Origin of the sequence: Nocardia gipuzkoensis, from assembly GCF_021183645.1 — a bacterium.
In the GTDB taxonomy this organism is placed as follows: Bacteria; Actinomycetota; Actinomycetes; order Mycobacteriales; family Mycobacteriaceae; genus Nocardia; species Nocardia abscessus.
The window spans coordinates 4,216,170-4,237,469 of record NZ_CP089225.1 but is presented as its reverse complement, the minus strand read 5'-3'; the positions used below and the strand labels follow the sequence as shown (position 1 = coordinate 4,237,469).

Annotated in this window: 21 protein-coding genes; 6 read left to right on the top strand and 15 right to left on the bottom strand. The window is 70.1% G+C overall.

The annotated features are described in order from the left end of the window. Positions 1 to 268: 268 nt before the first annotated feature. A complete protein-coding gene (gene dapE / locus LTT66_RS19100) occupies positions 269 to 1,342 on the bottom strand; it encodes a succinyl-diaminopimelate desuccinylase (RefSeq protein WP_233069326.1) in 1,074 nt (357 codons plus the stop codon). Between the two features lie 284 nt (positions 1,343 to 1,626). On the opposite strand from dapE, the gene dapD reads away from it, so the two are divergent. Further along, the gene (gene dapD / locus LTT66_RS19095) at positions 1,627 to 2,574 is read left to right on the top strand and encodes a 2,3,4,5-tetrahydropyridine-2,6-dicarboxylate N-succinyltransferase (RefSeq protein ID WP_233059997.1); all 948 of its coding nucleotides are present in this window, start codon (positions 1,627 to 1,629) and stop codon (positions 2,572 to 2,574) included. Positions 2,575 to 2,627: 53 nt separating this feature from the next. On the opposite strand, the gene LTT66_RS19090 is transcribed toward dapD, so the two are convergent. The 5 genes from LTT66_RS19090 to LTT66_RS19070 all read right to left on the bottom strand — a co-directional run bounded on the left by LTT66_RS19090 (position 2,628) and on the right by LTT66_RS19070 (position 5,617). Then, positions 2,628 to 2,942, bottom strand: coding sequence for a putative quinol monooxygenase (locus LTT66_RS19090; RefSeq protein ID WP_233059996.1), 315 nt, complete (start codon positions 2,940 to 2,942; stop codon positions 2,628 to 2,630). Between the two features lie 159 nt (positions 2,943 to 3,101). Then, entirely contained in the window at positions 3,102 to 3,296 is a 195-nt protein-coding gene (locus LTT66_RS19085) for a hypothetical protein (RefSeq protein ID WP_233059995.1), read from the bottom strand. A gap of 75 nt (positions 3,297 to 3,371) precedes the next feature. Continuing rightward, the gene (locus LTT66_RS19080; protein ID WP_233059994.1) at positions 3,372 to 3,641 is read right to left on the bottom strand and encodes a hypothetical protein; all 270 of its coding nucleotides are present in this window, start codon (positions 3,639 to 3,641) and stop codon (positions 3,372 to 3,374) included. A 130-nt stretch (positions 3,642 to 3,771) separates the two neighbouring features. Continuing rightward, on the bottom strand, positions 3,772 to 4,164 hold the full coding sequence (locus tag LTT66_RS19075; protein WP_233059993.1) for a PPOX class F420-dependent oxidoreductase: 393 nt from the start codon (positions 4,162 to 4,164) through the stop codon (positions 3,772 to 3,774). Positions 4,165 to 4,198: 34 nt separating this feature from the next. Further along, complete coding sequence (locus LTT66_RS19070; RefSeq protein ID WP_233059992.1) at positions 4,199 to 5,617, bottom strand: acyl-CoA synthetase; 1,419 nt, start codon at positions 5,615 to 5,617, stop codon at positions 4,199 to 4,201. A 145-nt stretch (positions 5,618 to 5,762) separates the two neighbouring features. On the opposite strand from LTT66_RS19070, the gene LTT66_RS19065 reads away from it, so the two are divergent. Then, positions 5,763 to 6,614, top strand: a complete 852-nt coding sequence (locus tag LTT66_RS19065; protein WP_233069325.1) for an oxygenase MpaB family protein — start codon at positions 5,763 to 5,765, stop codon at positions 6,612 to 6,614. A gap of 131 nt (positions 6,615 to 6,745) precedes the next feature. Beyond that, positions 6,746 to 7,453 carry a hypothetical protein gene (locus LTT66_RS19060; protein WP_233059991.1) on the top strand — a complete coding sequence of 236 codons (708 nt, stop codon included), beginning with the start codon at positions 6,746 to 6,748 and terminating at the stop codon, positions 7,451 to 7,453. A gap of 4 nt (positions 7,454 to 7,457) precedes the next feature. Here LTT66_RS19060 and LTT66_RS19055 read toward each other — a convergent pair whose 3' ends face one another. Then, positions 7,458 to 8,090, bottom strand: a complete 633-nt coding sequence (locus tag LTT66_RS19055) for a TetR/AcrR family transcriptional regulator (RefSeq protein WP_233059990.1) — start codon at positions 8,088 to 8,090, stop codon at positions 7,458 to 7,460. Between the two features lie 168 nt (positions 8,091 to 8,258). Here LTT66_RS19055 and LTT66_RS19050 point away from each other — a divergent pair, with 168 nt between their 5' ends. Next, on the top strand, positions 8,259 to 9,122 hold the full coding sequence (locus LTT66_RS19050; RefSeq protein ID WP_233059989.1) for an oxygenase MpaB family protein: 864 nt from the start codon (positions 8,259 to 8,261) through the stop codon (positions 9,120 to 9,122). Between the two features lie 9 nt (positions 9,123 to 9,131). Here the strand turns inward: LTT66_RS19050 and pruA are convergent, their stop codons facing one another. The 4 genes from pruA to LTT66_RS19030 form a co-directional block, all read right to left on the bottom strand. Further along, on the bottom strand, positions 9,132 to 10,766 hold the full coding sequence (gene pruA, locus LTT66_RS19045) for an L-glutamate gamma-semialdehyde dehydrogenase (RefSeq protein WP_233059988.1): 1,635 nt from the start codon (positions 10,764 to 10,766) through the stop codon (positions 9,132 to 9,134). A 93-nt stretch (positions 10,767 to 10,859) separates the two neighbouring features. After that, positions 10,860 to 11,969: a succinyldiaminopimelate transaminase gene (gene dapC / locus LTT66_RS19040; RefSeq protein ID WP_233069324.1), complete on the bottom strand. Its 1,110-nt coding sequence runs from the start codon at positions 11,967 to 11,969 to the stop codon at positions 10,860 to 10,862. 8 nt (positions 11,970 to 11,977) lie between these two features. Beyond that, a complete protein-coding gene (gene fdxA, locus LTT66_RS19035) occupies positions 11,978 to 12,301 on the bottom strand; it encodes a ferredoxin (protein ID WP_043697397.1) in 324 nt (107 codons plus the stop codon). Between the two features lie 370 nt (positions 12,302 to 12,671). Further along, entirely contained in the window at positions 12,672 to 15,284 is a 2,613-nt protein-coding gene (locus LTT66_RS19030) for a bifunctional FO biosynthesis protein CofGH (protein ID WP_233059987.1), read from the bottom strand. Positions 15,285 to 15,600: 316 nt separating this feature from the next. On the opposite strand from LTT66_RS19030, the gene LTT66_RS19025 reads away from it, so the two are divergent. Then, a complete protein-coding gene (locus LTT66_RS19025) occupies positions 15,601 to 16,098 on the top strand; it encodes a PH domain-containing protein (protein ID WP_233059986.1) in 498 nt (165 codons plus the stop codon). Beyond that, on the top strand, positions 16,095 to 17,702 hold the full coding sequence (locus tag LTT66_RS19020) for a PH domain-containing protein (protein ID WP_233059985.1): 1,608 nt from the start codon (positions 16,095 to 16,097) through the stop codon (positions 17,700 to 17,702). The genes LTT66_RS19025 and LTT66_RS19020 overlap by 4 nt, the downstream gene beginning before the upstream one ends. A 176-nt stretch (positions 17,703 to 17,878) precedes the next feature. Here LTT66_RS19020 and LTT66_RS19015 read toward each other — a convergent pair whose 3' ends face one another. The 4 genes from LTT66_RS19015 to LTT66_RS19000 form a co-directional block, all read right to left on the bottom strand. Continuing rightward, on the bottom strand, positions 17,879 to 18,319 hold the full coding sequence (locus LTT66_RS19015; protein ID WP_233059984.1) for a hypothetical protein: 441 nt from the start codon (positions 18,317 to 18,319) through the stop codon (positions 17,879 to 17,881). Continuing rightward, entirely contained in the window at positions 18,316 to 18,474 is a 159-nt protein-coding gene (locus LTT66_RS19010; protein WP_174188148.1) for a hypothetical protein, read from the bottom strand. The genes LTT66_RS19015 and LTT66_RS19010 overlap by 4 nt, the downstream gene beginning before the upstream one ends. Positions 18,475 to 18,638: 164 nt before the next feature. After that, a complete protein-coding gene (gene mshB / locus LTT66_RS19005) occupies positions 18,639 to 19,523 on the bottom strand; it encodes an N-acetyl-1-D-myo-inositol-2-amino-2-deoxy-alpha-D-glucopyranoside deacetylase (RefSeq protein WP_233059983.1) in 885 nt (294 codons plus the stop codon). Next, positions 19,520 to 21,298 (bottom strand): ABC transporter family substrate-binding protein, encoded by a 1,779-nt coding sequence (locus LTT66_RS19000; protein ID WP_408638646.1) that lies wholly within the window; start codon positions 21,296 to 21,298, stop codon positions 19,520 to 19,522. The genes mshB and LTT66_RS19000 overlap by 4 nt, the downstream gene beginning before the upstream one ends. Positions 21,299 to 21,300 lie beyond the last annotated feature (2 nt).

Here is a 21,300-nt window from a genome sequence, read left to right as displayed (position 1 = left end):
ACGCTACCGCCCGGCCGGGGCCGCTCAGGGGCCGGACGAGAGAAGTCGTCCGACGTTCAGCCGGGCGCCGCGGCGGCGAGGCGCAGCCGCAATCTCGGCGCACGGCTCGCACGTCGTGGCTCGAATCAGGCGGGCGGCGCGCCAGGTCGGCCACTCGCGATCTCAGCGACCGTCGGAGGCGACGACCCGGACCCGCGCAGGGAACCCCGGACACCGGCGCGAACGAGCCGGCGGCGGGCACCGGCTGGTTCCGGCCACGCCCAGCCGTTCAGTCCGGCGTGCCGCTCAGGTAGCTGCGCAGCATGGCGGTGACCGCGGTGATCTGGTCGACGGGGACGTGCTCGTCGCGCTTGTGCGCGAGGTTGGGATCGCCGGGACCGAAGTTGACAGCGGGAATGCCGCGGGCCGCGAAACGCGAGACGTCGGTCCAGCCGTACTTCGCGCGCACACCGCCGCCGCCGTGGCGCTGCACCGAGGCGATGAGGTCCTTGGCCGCCGGTGCCGTCAGCCCCGGCAGCGCGCCCGGCGCCGAGTCGGTCACCTCGAAGGAGAGTTCGAGTCCGGCGAAGACTTCGCGCACGTGCTCGACGGCCTGGTCGACAGTGCGGTCGGGCGCGAAGCGGAAGTTGACGTCCACCTCGGCGGCGTCCGGCACGACATTGCCCGCCACGCCGCCCTCCACCCGCACCGCGGACAGGCCCTCGCGATAGACGCAGCCGTCGATGTCCACTTCCCGTGCGCGGTAGTCGGCGAGCCGCTGCAGGATCGGAGCAAGCCGGTGAATCGCGTTGTCGCCCAGCCACGCTCGCGCCGAGTGCGCGCGAACGCCGGAGGTGCGCAGCCGAGCGCGCAGCGTGCCCTGGCAGCCGGCCTCGATCCAGCCCCCGGACGGTTCGCCGAGCACGGCGAGGTCGCCGGTGAGCCAGTCCGGCAGATCGCGCTCGATGTGGCCGAGCCCGTTGAACTCGGCGGCGATCTCCTCGCCGTCGTAGAAGATCAGCGTCAGGTCGTGCACGGGGTCGGCGACGGTCGCGGCCAGGTGCAGGAACACCGCGTCGCCGGACTTCATGTCCACCGAGCCGCAGCCGTAGAGCACCCGCTCGCCCGCCGGGCCGACAGCGAACCGGCCCGGCACGTTGTCGGCGATCGGCACGGTGTCCAAGTGCCCGGCCAGGATCACCCTGGTCGGCAGCCCGCGATGGGTGCGCGCCAGCACCACGTTCCCGTGCCGGACGATTTCGAACCCCGTCGTCTGCTCCCGCAGCGCCCGCTCCACCACGTCGGTGACGGCCGCCTCGTCACGCGAGACGCTCGGGATGTCGACGAGGGCGGCGGTCAGCATGATCGGGTCGGCATGCAGGTCGATGGTCACGCGCTTCACCCTACGGCCGCTCACCCGTCCCGCCCGCACGCCACTTCCCTCCGGTCCGTCCCGACATCCCGGCGGCGTCTCTTGCGGGACCAGTCCAGCGAGGCCGATGCACCGCCTTCGTGTCCTTGTCAGCCGTGGGTTCCGGCACGGGCACGCCGCCGATCGGTCCCGGGTCGGACGCGTGCGAAGCCTGGTGATCGCGGTCGCCGGAGCAGCCGCACCGTTGTCCGGCGCGAGTCGGTAACCTCTAGGCCGTGAGCATCCAGGGAGCAGCAGCAATCGGTATCGCCAACGTGACCGCGGACGGGACCGTACTGGACACGTGGTACCCGAACCCGCAGCTGGGCGAGTTCGCCGAGACCGGCACCAAGCGGCTGGACGAGGCGCCCGCCGAGTACGCGGCGCTGCTCGGCTTCGACGACGCGCGCGGGGTCGACGTGATCGCGGTGCGCACCACGATCGCCGACCTGTCCGCCGCCCCGGTCGACGCGCACGACGTCTACCTGCGCCTGCACCTGCTCTCACACCGCCTGGTCAGGCCGCACGAGGTGAGCCTGGACGGCCAGTTCGGCCTGCTGACCAACGTGGTGTGGACCAACCACGGCCCCGCCGCGGTGGAGGGCTTCGAGGTCACCCGCGCCAAGCTGCGCGCCCGCGGCCCGGTCACCGTGTACAGCGTGGACAAGTTCCCGCGCATGGTCGACTACGTGCTGCCCACCGGCGTGCGCATCGGCGACGCCGACCGGGTCCGCCTCGGCGCGCACCTGGCCTCCGGCACCACCGTCATGCACGAGGGCTTCGTGAACTTCAACGCGGGCACGCTCGGCGCGTCCATGATCGAGGGCCGCGTCTCCGCGGGCGTCGTGGTCGGCGACGGCTCCGACATCGGCGGCGGCGCGTCCACCATGGGCACCCTGTCCGGCGGCGGCACCACGGTCATCTCCATCGGCGAGCGGTCACTGCTCGGCGCGAACTCCGGCCTCGGCATCCCGCTCGGCAACGACTGCGTGGTGGAGGCGGGCCTCTACCTGACCGCGGGCACCAAGGTCACCACCCCCGACGGCACCCTGGTCAAGGCGGCCGAACTGGCCGGTCGCGACAACCTCCTCTTCCGCCGCAACTCCGCCACCGGCGCGGTCGAGGTCGTTCCCCGCAAGGGCACCGGCATCGAACTCAACGCCGACCTGCACGCCCACAACTGAACTTCCTCGCTGAAGCTTCCGCGAGGGGCACATGGTGGAGAGCTCGGTGCGTCTCAGCGCGCAGCGGGGAGGCCCTTGGTGTCCAAGGTCGACAGGAGCTCCACCCGGAAAGAAGCGACGTAGTTCTCCCGCTGGCTCAGGAAGTGCCGGGTGTGGGGCTGCCGCTCATGCTCCCGGAATGCCTCGCGGTCGCGGTACACCTCATAGAACACCCGTGCCAGTGGTTCTCCCTCGACGGTGTGCGTGGCATACACCAGCGTTCTGGGTTCGAATTGGGTGACTGCCGCAACGGTTTCGGCTACCAGCTCGTCGAACTCGGCAACCTTGTCGGCGTCTTGCAGGTCGAACCTCACCACGAGCGCGAACATAGCCCTCCTCGGCACCGGTACACGGTCACCGTACAGGGCGACGAGAGCCCCGCACGCTAACCCCGAGCGTCGCGTCGGCTCGGCGCCGTCGCCGGGTGGGATGAACCGAAGGCGATGACCCGCTGGGGACGAGGTGCGCAGGCGCCCGTGGCCACCCGTTCAGAGAGCGTCGACGAGGACGACCTGGATGATTATCTGGATCAACAGCGGGCCGGTTTCGATCAAGTTGTAGAAGATCGTCACGCCGCCGATGTCCCACTCGTATGCGTCCGGTATTTCGTCCCCGTCAGCTCGAAAGGGGACGACCCCTTTCGCAAGCGGCAGCGGATCGTCCAACAGATCGAGCAACGCCAAGCGGATTTGAAGCGCAACTGCTCGGGGAGTTCGTAGATCTGCTGCTCGGCTCGTGGACCGACTTCGATGAGAACCCTACGGTCGGTCAAAGATGTCCGTCCGCAGCAGATCCTCGCGGGTCAAGGTCCGGAAGGCGTCCGGGTCGGCTTCGAACTGCACCATCCCTTCGCGCATCTGCGCTGCGATCGCACTGCGCGTCCGTTCTTCACGAAGACGACGAAGTTCCTCACGCGCCTTTTTGAGCTGCTGGTACTCGCTCAAGCTGACGATGACTTCAACGACACCGTCTGGTCCGGTGATCACACGGTGCGGGTCGCCGGCAGGCAGGGGACTCGCGGGGGGCATGACCCGATCATAGGCGATATGCCTCGTCGGCCAGCCGGAGTACATCACTCCTTTGGATGAGGGCCGCACCCCCATCTGACGGCTTCAGGCCCCACGCCAGGTCCGTCCGGACGCACGCCGGTCGGGCAGCTCAGGTCAAGTCGGGACCCTCACCGGACAGGCCGAAGGCGATGACCCGTTGGGGATGGATGCGGATCATTTCGCGGGAGACGCCGGAGATGTAGGGGTCGACGTCGGTGAGCGCTTCGGCGGTGCCGCGGATCTCCAGGCAGCGGACGCGCCACGGCTGGACCGAGGCCACGTCGTCGACGACGAACGCGACGTGGTCGTTGCCGGCGAGGTTGCGGAACTTCCAGGACGCGCCCATGTTCCAGCCCGCGATGTCGATGGTGCCGAGGTCGGCGTTGTAGCGGAAGCCCACCGGGTTGTTCTGCGGCGTGCCGTCGGGGCGGACGGTCGCCAGGCGACCCAGCCGCTGGGTGTGCAGGTAGTCGATCTGTTCGGGGGTCAGGGTCGAAGTCATGCGCCCGACGGTAGAACCTCTACCGAACTCGAGGTCAACCCAGCTTCTTCTTCTGCACCTTGCCCATGGCGTTGCGGGGCAGCGTGTCGACCACCCGGATCTCGCGCGGGCGCTTGTGCACCGAGAGTCGCGCGGCCACATGGTCGATCAGTTCGCGTTCGGTCGCGGAATCGCGCAGCACGACGAACGCGGTGATGCGCTGGCCGAGGTCGTGGTCGGGCAGGCCGACCACCGCGGCCTCCGCGACCGCGGGATGACCGAGCAGCACCGTCTCGACCTCCCCCGCGCCGACCCGGTATCCGCCGGACTTGATCAGGTCCACCGATTCCCGGCCGACGATGCGATGGAAGCCGTCCGCATCGATGGCGGCGACATCGCCGGTCCGGAACCACCCGTCCTCGGTCCAGCTCTGCGCGGTGGCCTCCGGGCGGTTCAGATAGCCGTCGAAGAACATGGGCCCGGAGACCTCGAGCCCGCCGATACTCTCGCCGTCGTGCGGGACCGGCGCGCCGGACTCGTCGCGCAGCCGGGTGCGCACCCCGCGCACCGGCGTGCCGACCCAGCCCGGCCTGCGCTCGCCGTCGGCCCGGGTGGACAGCGTGATCATGGTTTCGCTCATGCCGTAGCGCTCGACCGGCGCGTGCCCGGTCAGCTCGCGCAGTCGCTCGAACACCGGCACCGGCAGCGGTGCGCTACCGGAGACCAGCAGCCGCGCGTCGGCCAATTGTTTTGCCGAGTCGGGGTCCTCGACCACACGCGACCACACGGTCGGCACGCCGAAATACAGCGAGCCTTTGGCCGCCGCGTATGCCTGCGGTGTCGGCTTGCCGGTGTGGATCAGCGGACTGCCGACGCGCAGCGGGCCGAGCAGGCCGAGGATCAGTCCGTGCACGTGGAACAGCGGAAGCCCGTGCACCAGAGTGTCGCTCGCGGTCCACGCCCACGCGTCGGCGAGGGCGTCCAGGCCCGCGGCGATCGCACCCCTGCTGAGCAGCACGCCCTTGGGCAGGCCGGTGGTTCCCGAGGTGTAGAGCACGAAAGCCGTTGTGGCCGGATCGGGTTCGGGATAGGTGTGCCACGACCTGGCGTGCCGCCGCACCGGCACCACGGGCAGGTCGGCGCCCTCCGGCGCTTTCCCCAGCCACGCCCGAGCGCCCGAGTCGGCCAGGATGTGCGCCCGCTCCGTGGTGCCGGAGTCCGGGGGCACCGGCACCACCGTGACGCCCGCGATGAGGCAGCCGACCACCGCGAGCGCGGTCTCCACCGTCGCCTCGGCCAGCACCGCCACCCGCTCCGCGCGCGCGACGCGTTCGGCTACCGAAGTGGCCGCGCCCAGCAGGTCGCTGCGCGAGAGGGTGCTCCCGTCGATGGTGAGTGCGTCGGAGATATCCGCGCCGCCCGCGACGGCGAGCGGGTTCAGGGAACTGAGCAGCAGGGGTGGGCCGAACGACATTCGACTACGCTACTTCCCCCGGTACCGTGGCGGCCTCACGACATCCTGTGCCGACGCGCGCCGAGTCGACGATGTGACGGTTGACACAGCCGCTGACGCGGTGAGAACGTTGTTGCATAGCCTTCTCAGTACTGCGAGGTCGATGATGACCAGGCCACTTCCCGCGACGCGTCACCCCGAACCGCCGGAATCCTTCGACATCGGGCAGTACATCGACGGCGTGGCCGGCCTCTTCGGCGGCGTCGCGAACGTCATCATGCAGTTGAGCACTCCACCGGTCGGCTACGGCGTTCTGGAGAGCACGGTGCACAGCGGGAACGTGATGCTGCATCCGATCAAACGGCTGCGCACCACCCTGACCTACCTGTCCGTGGCGATGCTCGGCACCGACGACGAACGCGCCGCCTATCGCGAGGCGGTCAACGTTTCGCATCGCCCGGTGCGCTCCACCGCCTCGAGTCCGGTGCGCTACAACGCCTTCGACCCCGCGCTGCAACTCTGGGTCGCGGCCTGCCTGCATTGGGGAGCACAGGACCTGTACGAGCGTATGCACGGCCCGATGGACGAGGCGACGGCCGATGCGTTCTACCACCTGGCCGCGCGACTCGGCACCACCCTCCAGATGCCCGAAGCGATGTGGCCCCCCGATCGGCGCGCCTTCGACGAGTACTGGGCGACGAACCTCGCGAAGACCAGCATCGACCCGGTTGTGCGCGCCTATTTCGACGACCTCATCGATCTGCGCATGCTGCCGCGCCCGGCGCAGCTGGCGTTCGGGCGCGTGCATCGCTTCTTCGTGACCGGCCTCCTACCCCAGCACCTGCGCGACGAGATGGGCATGACCTGGACCGACCGCGACGAGCGCACGCTCGGCCACATCCTGCGCGCCGTCGGCGCCACACAGTCGCGGCTCCCGCGACCGATCCGCGCGTTTCCCCTGAACGCCTACCTGCTGGATATGCGAATCCGGCGCCTACTCGGCTTGCGCCTGGTCTGACGCGTTTCCCGGACTCGTTTCATAGCAGCAATCACTGGGCAATCGCATCTCGTACTGCCGTATCGCGCCTGCGGAGGACGATCCTCCGATGCCGCGCCGCCACGAGCCAGGAGGAGACGATGGGCTGCCGAATGACGATGACCACGCTGGTCTCGTGCGCGTTCCTGGCATTCTCCGCGCCGGTCGCCTGCGCCGAAGAGACCACGGAAACCGAGGTTGCCGCGGTGCCGCCACGCACTGCGATTTCGGTCCGCACTGCGGTCGGCCCCGGCTGGGGCACGGCGAACGAACACGAGTCACGCTCGAGCCTGTCCCTGTCCAAGCTGTTCCTTGCCGACTACGCCCTGCGCCACGGCGACGGCTCGCCCGAGGATCGCTTCCTAGCCGAGCAAATGATCCGCTACTCGGATGACGGGGCGGCGACCACGATGGAGGCCAAGTATCCCCAGGCCATCGCCGCGATCGCCGCCGAGTACGGCCTCACCGAGACGGTGCCGGGGCCCAACTGGGGCGCGAGCGCGACCAGCGTCGCGAACGTGTCCGACTTCCTGGCCGCCAAACTGCGCACCGATCCCGGCTCACCGATCTTCGAATGGATGGCCGCCGCGGGTTCGACGGCGCTGGACGGCACCGAACAGGACTGGGGCACCGCGCGGTGGCCGTTCGTGCTCGGCACCAAGTGGGGGTGGTCGGATCTGGGAGAGCCGGAGGTCGCCTCGGCGTCCTATGGCCCCGGTTTCGCGGTGACCGCGCACACCCGTGGCACCGCGGCCGAGCAGACCGCCGACGTGCTCGCCGCGCTCGGGGCGATGCTCACCGGACTACCGCAGCCCCGCTGAGCGCTCATCGCACCCGGAACGACACCACCACGTGATCGCGGGCGAACTTCCGGATCGACGCGTCGTCACCGAGCGGGATGACGGTCTGCGGCGTGAGCGCCAGTGACAGCGCGGTGCGGGCGATCATCTCGGCCAGCGGTTCCGGGTCATAGTCGGGCAGCTTGCCTTCCCGCTGCAAGCGGGTGATGAACTCGGCGAGGTAATCCCGGCCGAGTTCGATGACCGGCGCCCCCTGAGTGGTGAGGTAGGGCAGCACGAGTTCGGGCTCGGTGGCCAGCAGCCGGTGGATCAGCTGGTTTCGGCGCAGCCCGTTGATGAACGCCGCGAACAGCTCTACGACCTGGTCCTCCGCGCTCGCGTCTCGGTCGACCTGCCGCTCGAGCGCGGCGTCGACCTCCTCGATGAACTCGCGGGTCTGCCGCAGTCCGACGGCCCTGATCAGGTCGGACTTGCTCGCGAAGCGGCGATAGAGCGTGGCCAGCGACAATCCGCCACGGCGCGCGACTTCGACCATGCTGGTGCGCTTGATGCCGAAGTCGAGAAACGCCAGCAGCGCCGCGTCCAGCACCCGGGTCTGATTGCGATCCTCCGGGGCGGCGCTGCGCACCAGCGGCAGCAGTCTGGTCAGCCTGGCCATGCCTCAACCCTATCCGCGACAGCGAAACGATGACACTTTCAGCATCGCACATCGTCACCGTCGTCTCGGGACGATTGACAGCCCCGCGAGTCGATGAGAAAGTTGGAGCATAATCTTCTCATCGACCGATTCTCCGGGATCGGGCGGACACGAAAGACGAGGTCGACGATGACCGCGCCACTGCGCACCGCCGAGCACGAGCCGGACCCGAGCGAGATCCTCACCCCGGAGACCGTCGGGGAATACGTGGACGGCATCGCCGCGTTCCTCGGCGGAGCCGCCAACGTCATCATGCAGCTGAGCCTGCGCCCCGTCGGCCGCGGCGTCTTGGAGAGCACCGTCGACAGCGGCAAGGTCACCCTGCATCCGATCAAGCGGCTGCGCACCACGCTGACCTACATCGCCGTCGCGCTGCTCGGGTCGGACACCGAACGCGCGGCCTACCGCGCGGCGGTCAACGTGTCGCACCGTTCGGTGCGCTCCACCGCGGCGAGCCCGGTGCAGTACAACGCCTTCGACCCGAACCTGCAGTTGTGGGTCGCCGCCTGCCTGTACTGGGGCATCGACGACCTCTACACCCGGATGCACGGCCCGATGGACGCCGCCACCGCCGACGCCTTCTACCGCTACGCCGCGCGGCTGGGCACCACCCTGCAGATGCGGCCGGAGATGTGGCCGGCGAATCGCGCGGAATTCCAGCGGTATTGGGACGAGAACCTGAAGCAGCGCGGCATCGAGCCCGAACTGCGGGAGTACTTCAACGGCCTGATCGATCTGAAGATGATGCCGCGACCGGTGCAGGTGGTGTTCGCCGGGCTGCAGCGCTTCGTCGTCACCGGCCTGCTCCCGCAGCACCTGCGCAACGAGATGGGCATGACCTGGACCGACCGCGACCAGCAGCGCTTGGACCGGCCGCTGCGGGCCATCGGCGCGGTGCACCGGCGGCTGCCCGCAGCGGCGCGGATGTTCCCGCTCAACGCCTATCTGTTCGACCTGCGCAGGCGGCTGCGGCGCGGAAAGCCGCTGGTCTGACGCCGCGCTTCAGCTCCCCATGTGCGGGTAGCGGTAGCCCACGGGCGGCACGAAGGTCTCCTTGATCGTCCGCGGCGCGACCCAGCGCAGCAGGTTCAACGGCGAGCCCGCCTTGTCGTCGGTGCCAGAGGCCCGCGCGCCGCCGAACGGCTGCTGACCCACCACCGCGCCCGTGGGCTTGTCGTTGATGTAGAAGTTGCCCGCCGCGAATCGCAATGCGGCGTCGGCCTGCTCGATCGCGTACCGGTCCTGCGCGAACACCGCACCGGTCAGCGCGTAGGGCGCACCCGACTCGACTTCGGCCAGAATCGCGCTGTAAGCGCCGGGTTCGGCGTCGTCGTAGACGTACACCGACAGGATCGGTCCGAAGTACTCGGTGGCGAACGATTCGTCGTGCGGGTTGTCCACCAGGAACACCGTGGGCCGGACGAACCAGCCTTCGCTGTCGTCGTAGGTGCCGCCCACCGGGACGGTGACCCCCGCGTCCACGGCGCGCCGGATCGCCGCCACGTTCTTGTCGAACGCGCGCCGATCGATCAGCGCCCCACCGAAATTCGACAGATCGGCGATGTCGCCATAGCTCAGCTCGCCCGCTTCGTGCAGGAACTCCTCACCCATCGCGCGCCAGACCGACCGCGCGATGTAGGCCCGTGAGGCCGCGGAGCACTTCTGCCCCTGATACTCGTAGGCTCCGCGGATCAGTGCGGTGCGAAGTGCGTCCGGGTCGGCCGAGGAGTGCGCGACGATGAAGTCCTTTCCGCCGGTCTCGCCGACCAGGCGTGGATAGCCCTGATAGCGACCGATGTTCGCGCCCACCTCTTGCCAGAGGTGCTGGAAGGTCTTGGTGGAGCCGGTGAAATGGATTCCGGCCAGCCGCGGATCGGCCAGGGCCACCTCCGACAGCTGCACCCCGTCACCGGTGACCATGTTGATCACGCCGGGCGGCAGGCCCGCCGCCTCGAGTAGCCGCATGGTGTGGAAGGCCGACAACGTCTGCGTCGGCGAGGGCTTCCACACCACCGTGTTGCCCATGAGCGCGGGCGCGGTGGGCAGATTGCCCGCGATCGCGGTGAAGTTGAAGGGCGTGATCGCGTAGACGAACCCTTCCAGCGGCCGATAGTCCATCCGGTTCCACACCCCGGCGCTGGACTGGGGCTGCTGCTCCAAAATCCCGCGCGCGAAAGCGACGTTGAACCGCCAGAAGTCGACCAGCTCGCAGGGCGCATCGATCTCGGCTTGCTGCGCCGATTTCGACTGCCCGAGCATGGTGGCCGCCGCGATCGTCTCCCGCCACGGCCCGGCCAGCAGGTCGGCGGCGCGCAACAGCACCGCGGCGCGCTCCTCGAACGGCATCGCCCGCCAGCCGGGGGCCGCCGCGATCGCGGCGTCTATGGCCCCGTGCGCTTCCGAGTGTGTGATGTCGGTGTAGGTCCCCAGCACCTGCCGGTGCCGATGCGGTGCGACGATGTCGTGCCGGGCACCGATGCCGGGCCGGTGCTTGCCGCCGATCACCAGCGGCACGTCGACGACTTCGGCGGACAGCTCGGCCAGTTTGCCGAGCAACAACTCCCGTTCGCTGGTTCCGGGCGCGTAGGAGTGCACCGGTTCGTTGCCGGGTGTGGGGACAACCGTGACAGCGTCCATACCTCAGGCTAGCTCTCCCGGCCCGGCGTGCACCGGTGCCGACACACCTCCGGTCGGATCGGTGAAGATCCTCGCGGGCCGCGGCTCTGCGCGTCAGCCCGCGGCCAGGCGTTCGGCCGCCGCCGCGATCCGCTCGTCGGTCGCGGTCAGTGCGATCCGCACGTGCTCGCTCGCGCCCGGGCCGTAGAAGTCGCCGGGCGCGGCCAGGATGCCGCGGTCGGCCAGCCAGTCCAAGGTGGTCCGGCACGACTCGCCGCGGGTGGACCACAGGTACAGGCCCGCCTCGGAGTGATCGATCCGGAAACCGGCTCCCTCCAGCGCCTTTCGCAGCACGTCGCGACGAGCCCGGTACCGCTCGCGCTGCCGCGCCTCGTGCGCGTCGTCGCTGAGCGCGGCCGTCATCGCGGCCTGGATCGGGAACGGCACCATCATGCCCGCGTGCTTGCGCACTTCGAGCAGCTCCGCGACCAGCGCCGGGTCACCCGTCACGAATCCGGCGCGGTAGCTGGCCAGATTGGAGGTCTTGGACAGCGAGTGCACGGCGAGCAGGTTCGTGTGGTCGCCGTCGCACACCTCGGGGTCGAGCAAGGAGACGGCGCGGCCCTCCCAGGTAAGGCCCAGGTAGCACTCGTCGGAGGCGACGATCACGCCGCGCTCCCGGGCGAAGGCCACCACCTTGCGCAGGTGATCTACGCCGAGCACCCGGCCGGTCGGGTTGGACGGCGAGTTCACGTAGATCAGCGCGGGCGTCTGCGGACCGAGGCGGGTCAGTCCGTCGGCGCGCAGCACCTGCGCGCCCGCCAGCAGCGCGCCCACCTCGTAGGTGGGGTAGGCGACTTCGGGGATGACGACCAGGTCGCCCGCGCCGAGGCCGAGCAGCCGGGGCAGTCCCGCGATCAGCTCCTTGGTGCCGATCGCGGGCAGCACGGCCGCGGGTTCGAGTCCGGTGATCCCGTAACGCCGCTTCAGCGCGTCGACAGCGGCCGCGCGGAGTTCGGGGGTGCCGTGCGTGGTCGGGTATCCGGGTACCGCGGCGACAGAGTTCAGCGCCGTCCGGATCAGCGGGTCGACCGGGTCGACCGGAGTGCCGACGGACAGGTCGATGATTCCGCCGGGGTGGGCGGCCGCGCGCGCCTTCACCGAAGCGATGGTGTCCCAGGGAAAATCGGGCAGCAGGCTGCTGACCCGGCCACGCGGTGACACGTCAGGGCTCACTCACTCGCCATCGGGGGCAGTTCCTTGACGAACGGCGGGTCGTAGTCCACCTTGCCGACCTTCGTGGCGCCGCCGGGCGAGCCCAGCTCGTCGAAGAAGTCGACATTGGCGTTCACGTATCCGCTCCACTGGTCCGGGGTGTCGTCTTCGTAGAAGATCGCCTCCACCGGGCACACCGGCTCACATGCACCACAGTCCACGCACTCGTCGGGATGGATGTACAGCATCCGGCCACCCTCGTAGATGCAGTCCACGGGGCATTCCTCGATGCATGCCTTGTCCTTCACGTCAACGCACGGTTCAGCGATGATGTACGGCACTGCCGCTCTCCTAGTCTGTCCTCGCCTGCGGGATAGTCCGCCCGGCGAAACCCTATCCCGGCACCCCACGTTACTACTGGTCAGCCTGCCCTAACTTCGGGTCCAGCGCATGCCGACGTTGGCAGTGAATTCCACTCCGCCACCCGGCGTACGCGGTGGTCGCCGCGTTGTGCGAGGTGGTTCCGAAGCGAAGCGGGAGCCGACTCGTCATTGCGCCGGTCACCCGCATTCCCGCGGCGGACCGGAAAACCGATCGCACCGCGGACCGGAACCTATCGCCGCCGCAGGCTGGTAGTCCCAGAGTAGGCCCGGCCGAGTGCGCCCACCATTCGAGCGGCACCCGGCGCAGGTCCTGAACGCCGGTCCCGTATCACTTGACCAGTACGGCCTGCAGCCCCGCGGAGGCGGTCGGCCTCTTGTGCTCGGGCACGCCGTAGGTGGTCGTCCGCTCCCGGGCGGGCCTGCCGATGCCCGCGGCGATGTCCACCAGCTCGGCGACCGTCTTCGCCGACCCATGCTGCGAGCCGGCCATCCGGGAGATGGTCTCCTCCATCAACGTGCCGCCCAGGTCGTTCGCACCGCTGTTCAGCATCACCCGGGTTCCGGTAGTGCCGAGCTTGACCCAGCTGGTCTGGATGTTGTGGATCCGGCCGTGCAGCATGATCCTGGCCAGCGCGTGCGCGGCGCGGTTGTCCCGATTGGTCGGGCCGGGCCGCGCGGCGCCCGCCAGGTACAGCGGCGCGCTCTGGTGCACGAACGGCAGCAGCACGAATTCGGTGAAACCGCCGGTCTCATCTTGGATTCCGCGCAGCACCCGCAGATGCCCGACCCAGTGCTTCGGATTGTCCACGTGCCCGTACATCATGGTCGAGCTGGATCGGATGTCGACCCGGTGCGCGGTGGTGATCACATCGATCCACGCCGAGCTGGGCAGTTTGCCCTTGGTGAGCACCCAGCGCACTTCGTCGTCCAGGATCTCCGCCGCGGTGCCGGGAATGGTGTCCAGACCGGCCTCCTTCAGCGCGACCAGCCAGTCGCGGACGCTCTGGCCGCCGCGCGAGGCGCCGTTGACGATCTCCATCGGGCTGAACGCGTGCACGTGCATCGACGGCACCCGTCGCTTGACCGCCCGCACCAGGTCGGCGTACCCGGTGACCGGCAAATCCGGGTCGATGCCGCCCTGCATGCACACCTCGGTGGCGCCGTCTACGTGCGCCTCCCAGGCCCGGTCTGCGACCTCCTCCGTGCTCAGCGTGAACGCGTCCGCGTCGCCCTTGCGCTGGGCGAACGCGCAGAACCGGCACCCGGTGTAGCAGATGTTGGTGAAGTTGATGTTCCGGTTCACAACGTAGGTGACGTCGTCACCGACCGTGTCGCGGCGCAGCTGATCGGCCAGCGCGGCGACGGCCTCCAGCTCGGCGCCGTCGGCTGTGGCCAGCGCGAGGTAGTCGGCGTCGCTGAGCCCGGCCGGATCGCGTTCGGCGGCGCGCAGCGCGGCGAGTACGTCGGCGTCCAGCCGCTGCGGCGCGGCGGCGAGGTCGCGCGCCTGCTCCCGGATGGTGTCCCAGTCGCCGAAGGCGCCGACGACGTCCTGCCCGAGCGCCGAGTCGCTGCGGTGCTCGGTGTTGCGGCCTTCGGTGTCGATGGCGGTGTTGAGGTCGACGCGTCCGGCCGATTCCCAGGACTCGTCCGGCTCCTGCCAGGGCAGGCCGACCGGGATCGCGTCCGGATCGGCCAGCCCCGTCGCCGGGTCGGTGAGCGCCGCGACGTGCGCGCCGATGCGCGGATCGACCCACGGGTTGCCCGCGCGCACGTACTTCGGGTGCGCGGAGGTCCGCTCGACCAGCTGATAGCCCGCCGCCTCGGTGATCTCCCGCAACGTGTCCAGGTTCGGCCACGGCCGCTCCGGGTTCACGTGGTCGGGCGTCACCGGCGAGACGCCGCCCCAGTCGTCGATGCCCGCCTCGATCAGCGCCCGGCACTCGGCGTGCGACACCAGGTTGGGCGGCGCCTGCACCGGCACGTCGGGCCCGAGCAGGATGCGGGTGACGGCGATGGTGGCGAGGAATTCCTCCAGGCCCGCGTCCGGCACGTCGCGCATCGCGGTGTCGTCCTTGGCGCGGAAGTTCTGGATGATGACTTCCTGGATGTGCCCGAACGCCTTGTGCTGCTTGCGAATCGCCATGATCGACTCGGCCCGCTCGGCCATCGTCTCCCCGATGCCCACCAGAATGCCGGTGGTGTAGGGCACCGAGAGCCGGCCAGCGTCGGTGATGGCGCGCAGCCGCACCGCCGGGTCCTTGTCCGGGCTGCCGTAGTGGCAGTTGCCTTTCTCGGTGAACAGCCTGGCCGAGGTGGTCTCCAGCATCATGCCCATGGACTGCGCCACCGGCTTGAGCCGCGCGATCTCCTCCCACGACATCACGCCGGGGTTCAGGTGCGGCAGCAGGCCCGTCTCCTCCAGCACCATGATCGACACGGCGCGCAGGTAGTCCAGCGTGGAGTCGTAGCCGCGCTCGTCCAGCCACTGCGCCGCCTCCGGCCAGCGGTCCTCGGGCCGGTCACCCAGCGTGAACAGCGCCTCCTTGCAACCGAGCGCGGCGCCGCGGCGTGCGATGTCCAGCACCTCGTCGGGTTCGAGGAACATCCCCTTGCCCTCGGCGCGCAGCTTGCCGGGCACGGTGACGAAGGTGCAGTAGTGGCACTTGTCCCGGCACAGCCGGGTGAGCGGGATGAAGACGTTGCGGGAGTAACTGATCGTCTCGGGGCGCCCGGCGGACGCCAGCCCGGCGTCGCGCACCCGCGCGGCGCTGCGACACAGGTCGGCGAGATCGTCACCGGTCGCGTGCAGCAGCACCGCGGCCTCGTCCACGTTCAACGTGACACCGTCGCGGGCCCTGCGCAGCGCCCGGCGCATGGCCGATGGACTGGGCGGCGCGGACGGAACGCTCGGGTTCGGTAGGTCGGTCACGCCCTCGATCATGCGCTACACATCCGGAACTGTCTCCCTCCAGTGCTGATTGCGGCGAAGCGGACGAGCCGCTCCGGGCCACTGCTCCGCTCACCACGAAGCCCACGCGGGGACGGGGGCGCCGTTGAGCGTTGACAACTGTGCGGTGCCCGAGGCTATTCCAGGGCGCCGCGCGCCGCAGGGCCCGCGCTCCGCCTTCTCCGGTGGCCCGGGTGAGCACCGCCGAGTCGCAGGAGCACGCGGTCTCGGTGCCAGGTCCGCGGCGCCACCGTGAGGCGCTGACGATTGCCTGCGACAGCGCGGGCGTGGCCGTGCAAATATTGGCAGCATGTCGCAGCCGCGCACGATCATGGCCGGTCCGGCCTGGCGCCCGAGTCCGAAGGCGAAGCTCCTGTGGACCGTGCAGGCCGCGCTGGCCTGGGCGATCCCGTTCGCGGCGCTGCTGGTGTGGGCGGTGCTCGACTCCACGCACCGGGGGTGGCAGCTCGGATGGTTGCTGGTCGCGCTCGTGCCTGCCGCGCTGAACGTCGGGGTGGCGCCGTGGTGGCGGTACGCCGTGCACCGCTGGGAGGTCACCGACGAGGCGGTCTACACCCGGGTCGGCTGGCTCACCCAGGAGAGCCGGGTCGCGCCGATCTCGCGGGTGCAGACCGTCGACACCGAGCGCGGTCCGCTCGAGCGCCTGCTCGGACTGGCCACGGTCACCGTGACCACGGCGTCCTCCGCGGGAGCGGTCCAGATCAGCGCGCTCGATCTCCCGGTGGCCGAAGAGACCGTGACGCGGCTGGCCCGCATCGCCGCCCAGCACCGCGGCGACGCGACATGAGCGGCGAGCCGGCCGCCGACCCCGCGCAGGCCGAGCAACCGTGGCAGCGGCTGGACAAGCGGATGCTGCTGGTCCATCCCATCACCGAGGTGGTGAAGTTCATCCCGGTGCTGATCGGGTCGGTGATCCTCGGTACCAGCAGCGGCAACCCCATGTGGAGCATCATCCCGATCGTGCTGATCGTGGGGTTCGCGCTGACCCGCTGGTTCACCACGACGTACCGGGTCGGGCCGACGCACGTCGAGTTGCGAACCGGACTGCTGGCGCGCAAGAGACTGTCGGTGCCGCGATCACGGATCCGCTCGGTGGACATCGAGGCGGACCTGCTGCACCGGATTCTCGGGCTCGCGGTGCTCGCGATCGGGACCGGCCAGCAGGCCGACTCGGGCGAGCAGTTCAAGCTCGACGCATTGAACACACGGGTCGTACCGCCGTTGCGCTCCGCGCTGCTCGCCCACACGGCGGGTCCGGCACACGCGCCAGAGGATCGAGAACAACCGCGGGAGAACGTATCCGGTGGCTTCACCGGGACACGTACCCGGGGGCGCGAGATCGGGCACTGGAGTCCGGCCTGGGTGCGCTACGCCCCGCTGTCGCTGACCGGGTTCGCAATCATCGCGCCGATCGTCGGCCTCGCGTTCCAGTACGGGCTCGGCGAGGTGGTGTTCCGGTCGGACGCGGTGCACGACGTGGAGGACGGCGGCGCGCTCGTCCTCGCGTTCGCCGGGGCCGCACTGTTGTGCACCATCGTCCTCGTGGTCAGCGGTGCGGCGTGCGCGCACTATCTGACCACCTATTTCGGGCTACGCGTCCGCGACGACGGCAAGACCTTGCAGCTGCGCCACGGACTGTTCACCACCCGCCAGATCACCCTCGACCGGGCGCGGCTGCGCGGGGCGACGGTCAAGGAACCACTGCTGCTGCGCCTGGCGGGCGGCGCCGAACTCGAAGCGATCATGACCGGCGAGAACCCGCGGCAGAAGATTCTGCCGCAGGCCCCGCGCGGCGCCGTCGAGCACACCCTCGGCCATCTGCTCGCCCCCGACGACATACGCGACAGCGACCTACCCGGCGGTCCCGACGCGCGGCCCACGGGCGCGGGGGCGTCGGACACGCGCACCGTCCCGGCGCCGGGCAGCACCCCGCTGATCGCGCACGGCCCGGCCGCGCGGCGCCGCAGGCATTCCCGCGCGCTCGCACCGGTCGTCTTCGTCGCGGCGGTGCTGGCCGCCATCTCCCTTGCCGGACAGCATTATTCGCCGTGGTGGTGGCTACTGCCCGGCCTCGCCCTGCCGCTCGCGCTCGCACTCGCGGAAGACCGCTACCGCGGCCTCGGGCACGCGGTGCTCCCCCGCTCGGCCGCGGGCCCGCCCTGGCTGATCACCCGGACCGGATCGCTCGACCGGGATCGCGACTGCCTGGAGGCGCCCGGCGTGATCGGCTGGACGGTGCGCCAGACGTTGTTCCAGCGGCGCGCCGGGGTCGCCACGGTGGTCGCGGCGACCGCGGCGGGCAAGAAGCGCTACGCGGTGGTCGACCTTCCGGCCCACGAAGCATGGCGGCTCATAGAAGACGTCACTCCGGGGCTGACCGCCGCGCGCTGAGCACCCGCGCATCGGTGTCGCTGATCGGTTGCCGAGCGACCACCGAGTTCAATGGACGCCGTAGTGACCAAGACCGAGCCGCACCCATGGGAGCCGCGGATCGCCGACCGCCGCGTCCCGCAGACGCAGCGTGCGGACAGGCCGCGGCATTCGGCGCCGGCTCGACCCCGCCCGGCTCAATGGCGGCTGAAGACGTGCGCGTTCGCCTGGATGTAGATGTACCCCAGCGGCGGGAGCAGCCCACCGAACAGCAACAGCGCCGTCCGCCAATCACTGCCGAGCAGAATGTCACCGCCCGGCCCCCTGCTCGCGCAGACCAGGAAGCCGAACGCCCAGGCCACCACGGGAAGACCCATGACCGCGGGGCGCCGGGTGACCGTTCGCACGCCCGCGACGAGCAGAACGTTCACCACCCCGGCCGCCACGACGGAGACCGGAAACGCGAGGGAGCCCAGATAGGTCGGCAGGTACAGCACCTCGAGCGCCAAGGTGAGCAGAGCGTCGAAGATCAGCAGCACGATGATCACCTGCCCCAGGACGATGCCTCCTGACAGCCGGGTGCCGCCGGACGCCACGGGAGCATGATCGCCTGCGTGGTCGTCGACCTTGGTCGTCACGGCACCGGAGGATAGCCGAGGAGGGTCAACAGGTGGCTCTGCATATCGGCGAACGCGTACAGCACGGTCATATACAGATCGTGCTGTTCCTGCCAGTGCGGCCGCATACTGTCGACGAACGCCGCGATCGCGCTCTGGAGCTCCCAGTTGTACATACTGCCGAGTCTATTCCGGCGCTCCCAGGCGCATGATCAGTTCTCTCCGTCGGCGGGCGGGCCGACGACCACCGGGAAATTCGCCGGTCGGACCACCACGCGAGTAGTGCGCGCGGCAACCCTCAGGCAACGCAGAATCGCCGGGCGTGATCGCCGGGATTCCGTCATTCCACTCCGGCGAACAAATCGTGCTCCCGGCCGTCCGGACCGAGCGGTCCGCGTCGACCTCGCACCAGGATGAAGTGTTCCTCGGGCAGCACCGGCTGGGCGACATTGTTCGACAGGGCGAATTCCCGACCGGACGGCGCGACGGTGACTTGAGTGGCATGCGCCCGCAGCGCGGCGCGCTTGGCCGCCAGCACGTCGGAGACGTCGATCGTAGTGGTGACCTCGTGGCTGGGCACGCTGGCGAGTTCGCCTTCCGCGGGCAGCCGCCAACCCGGCGGCAGCGCGCCGGGCAGGCCGGCAGCCGTGCGCCGGGCCAGGGCGGTGGTGTGCGCGCGAAGCATGTCGGCGTCGGTGACGGTCCAGTAGGACTTCGGGGTGTCCCAGCCCTCGCCCGCGGCGGCCCGCACCGCGGCCGTGGTGATCTCGTGCGCCCGGATGTGGTCCGGGTGGCCGTAGCCACCTCTCGGGTCGTAGCCGACCACCACGCGCGGTCGCAGACGCAGCACAACGTCCGTGAGAGCTCGCACGGCCTCGTCCCCGGAGCGCACGAAGACCCGCGGCTTGTTCGCGGCGGGGGTGCCCGCCATTCCGGAGTCGCGCCAGCGGCCCGCGCCACCGAGGAAGAGCGGCGGCCCCGCGTCCAGCGCTTTCAACGCGCGGGTCAGCTCCAGCACGCGATAACCGCCGAGCTGGTCGGCGTGCTGCGCGACGAGCAGAGCCCACTCGTCGCCGATCACCTCGCCCTCCTCGCCCAGGGTGCAGGTGACCACGGTGACCGGCACGCCGCGACGGCGGTAGAGCGCGATCGTCCCTCCGGTGGTGATGGACTCGTCGTCGGGATGGGCGTGCACCAGCAGCAGCCCGCCGGTCGCCACCGTCACGGGATCCTGCGCCACATGGACGCGTCGCCGAAGACGCCGACCTGGATCGCGCCGCTGAGCGAGGCGCCGTCCACCCGGGGACCGGACGCGGCGACGGCGTTGTCCTGCACGATCGGCAGCACCGTCGCCATAGCCCACAGTTTGGGCTCCGCTTCGGCGAGCACGCGTGCCACATCGCCGCCTCGCAGGGCCTCGTCGATCGCGGGTTGCAGGGCCGGATCACACACCCCGGACAGGTTGCTCGGAGCGCGCTGCGCCGCCTCGGCGATGGCCTGCGCCGGGCCGGTGGCCCCCGGCAGCGCGGGCGGCGGACATCCGTAACGCGACGCCAGCACGGTCGCCGGATCGGAACCGGCCACCTCCCAGCCGACGATCGCGTCGACCGTGCCCTCGATCAGTTCCTTGCCGTACAGCTCGTCGGCGGCGACGCTGCGCACCGTCGCGTCGATGCCCGCGCTACGCAGTTGGTCGGCGGCGGTGTTGGCCACCGCCAGGGCGGTCGCGTCCCGGTCCACCGCGCCGATGCGCACGACCAGCGGCTTGCCGTCCTTCCCGACGGTGCGCGGCTGCGGTGCGGGCGAGGTCGGGGAGGTGGCGGGCGGTGGCTCCGGCGCGCGCCCGTACCCCGCGGCGGCGAGCAGCCCGAACGCTTCCTCCGCGGACGGCCGCGCCGGGGCGGTCGGGGCATAGCCGGGGTCGGACGGCGCGAGCACCTGAGCGCGAGCCGGTTCCACCCAATTGCCGGTCTGCGCGCCGACCGTCGCCAGCAGCGCGGGATCCAGCAGCGCGAGCACACCCGAGCGCACCCGCGGATCGCTCAGTTCACCTTTGCGGCCGTTGAGCGCGAGTTGCAGCACCCGCGACTGCGGCATGATCGCGGTCCGCACCGAGGGAATCGCCCCCAGCTGCGCCTGCGTGGCCACACCGCCGTGGACCAGCGCCATCTGGACGTCACCGGTGCGCAGCGAGCCCGCCAGCTGCGCGGTGGTGCCGCCGCGGCGGAGCAGGATCTGACCCGGCATCGCCGGTGTGCCCCAGAAGCGGTCGTTGCGTTCCAGCAGCATCTCGTCGCGACCGGGGTCCGCCGAGCGGATCCCGAACGGGCCCCCGGACACGCGGACGCCGTTGACCTGACCGTTCATTCCCCGGGCGAACCCGCCGGGGGCGTCTTTGAGCAGATGGGACGGCAGCAGATCGGAGAACAACTCGTGCCAGCCGGGATACGGCTGCGACATCACGACGGTGACCGTCTTGCCACCGGCCGACGAGTTCACATCCGAGATCAACCGGTATCCGGCCGGATCGACCACGCCCGGTTCGGAGATCATCTCCTGCCACAGGTAGCGGAAGTCCTCGGCCGCGATCGGCGCCCCGTCCGACCAGGACGCTTCGTTGCGCAGCTTGTAGGTGATGGTGAACGGTTCCTGCGCGGTCACCTCGGCGGAGATCAGCAACGACGAATCCGGCACCCAGGCCGTCGCTCCGGGCCGCGCCGGATCGAGCACCGGACGGAACGGGCTGGGCAGCACCAGCGAGGCGATCGCCGAGGTGGCCGGGGACTGGTCCGAGCGCAGATGCGGATTGAAGGCGGTACCGATGGTGTCCAAGGCGACCACCACGGTCGTCTCCGCGGGCTTGACCGGTGTGGTCTTCGGGCTGTCGGTGCTCTCGATGGGCGGCGGCGGGTTCGCCGCACAGCTGCTGATCAAGGTCAGCACTGCCACGGCCGGCAACAACGTGCGCCACGCTGCGCGTTTTCCTGCGCCCACTTTCACGC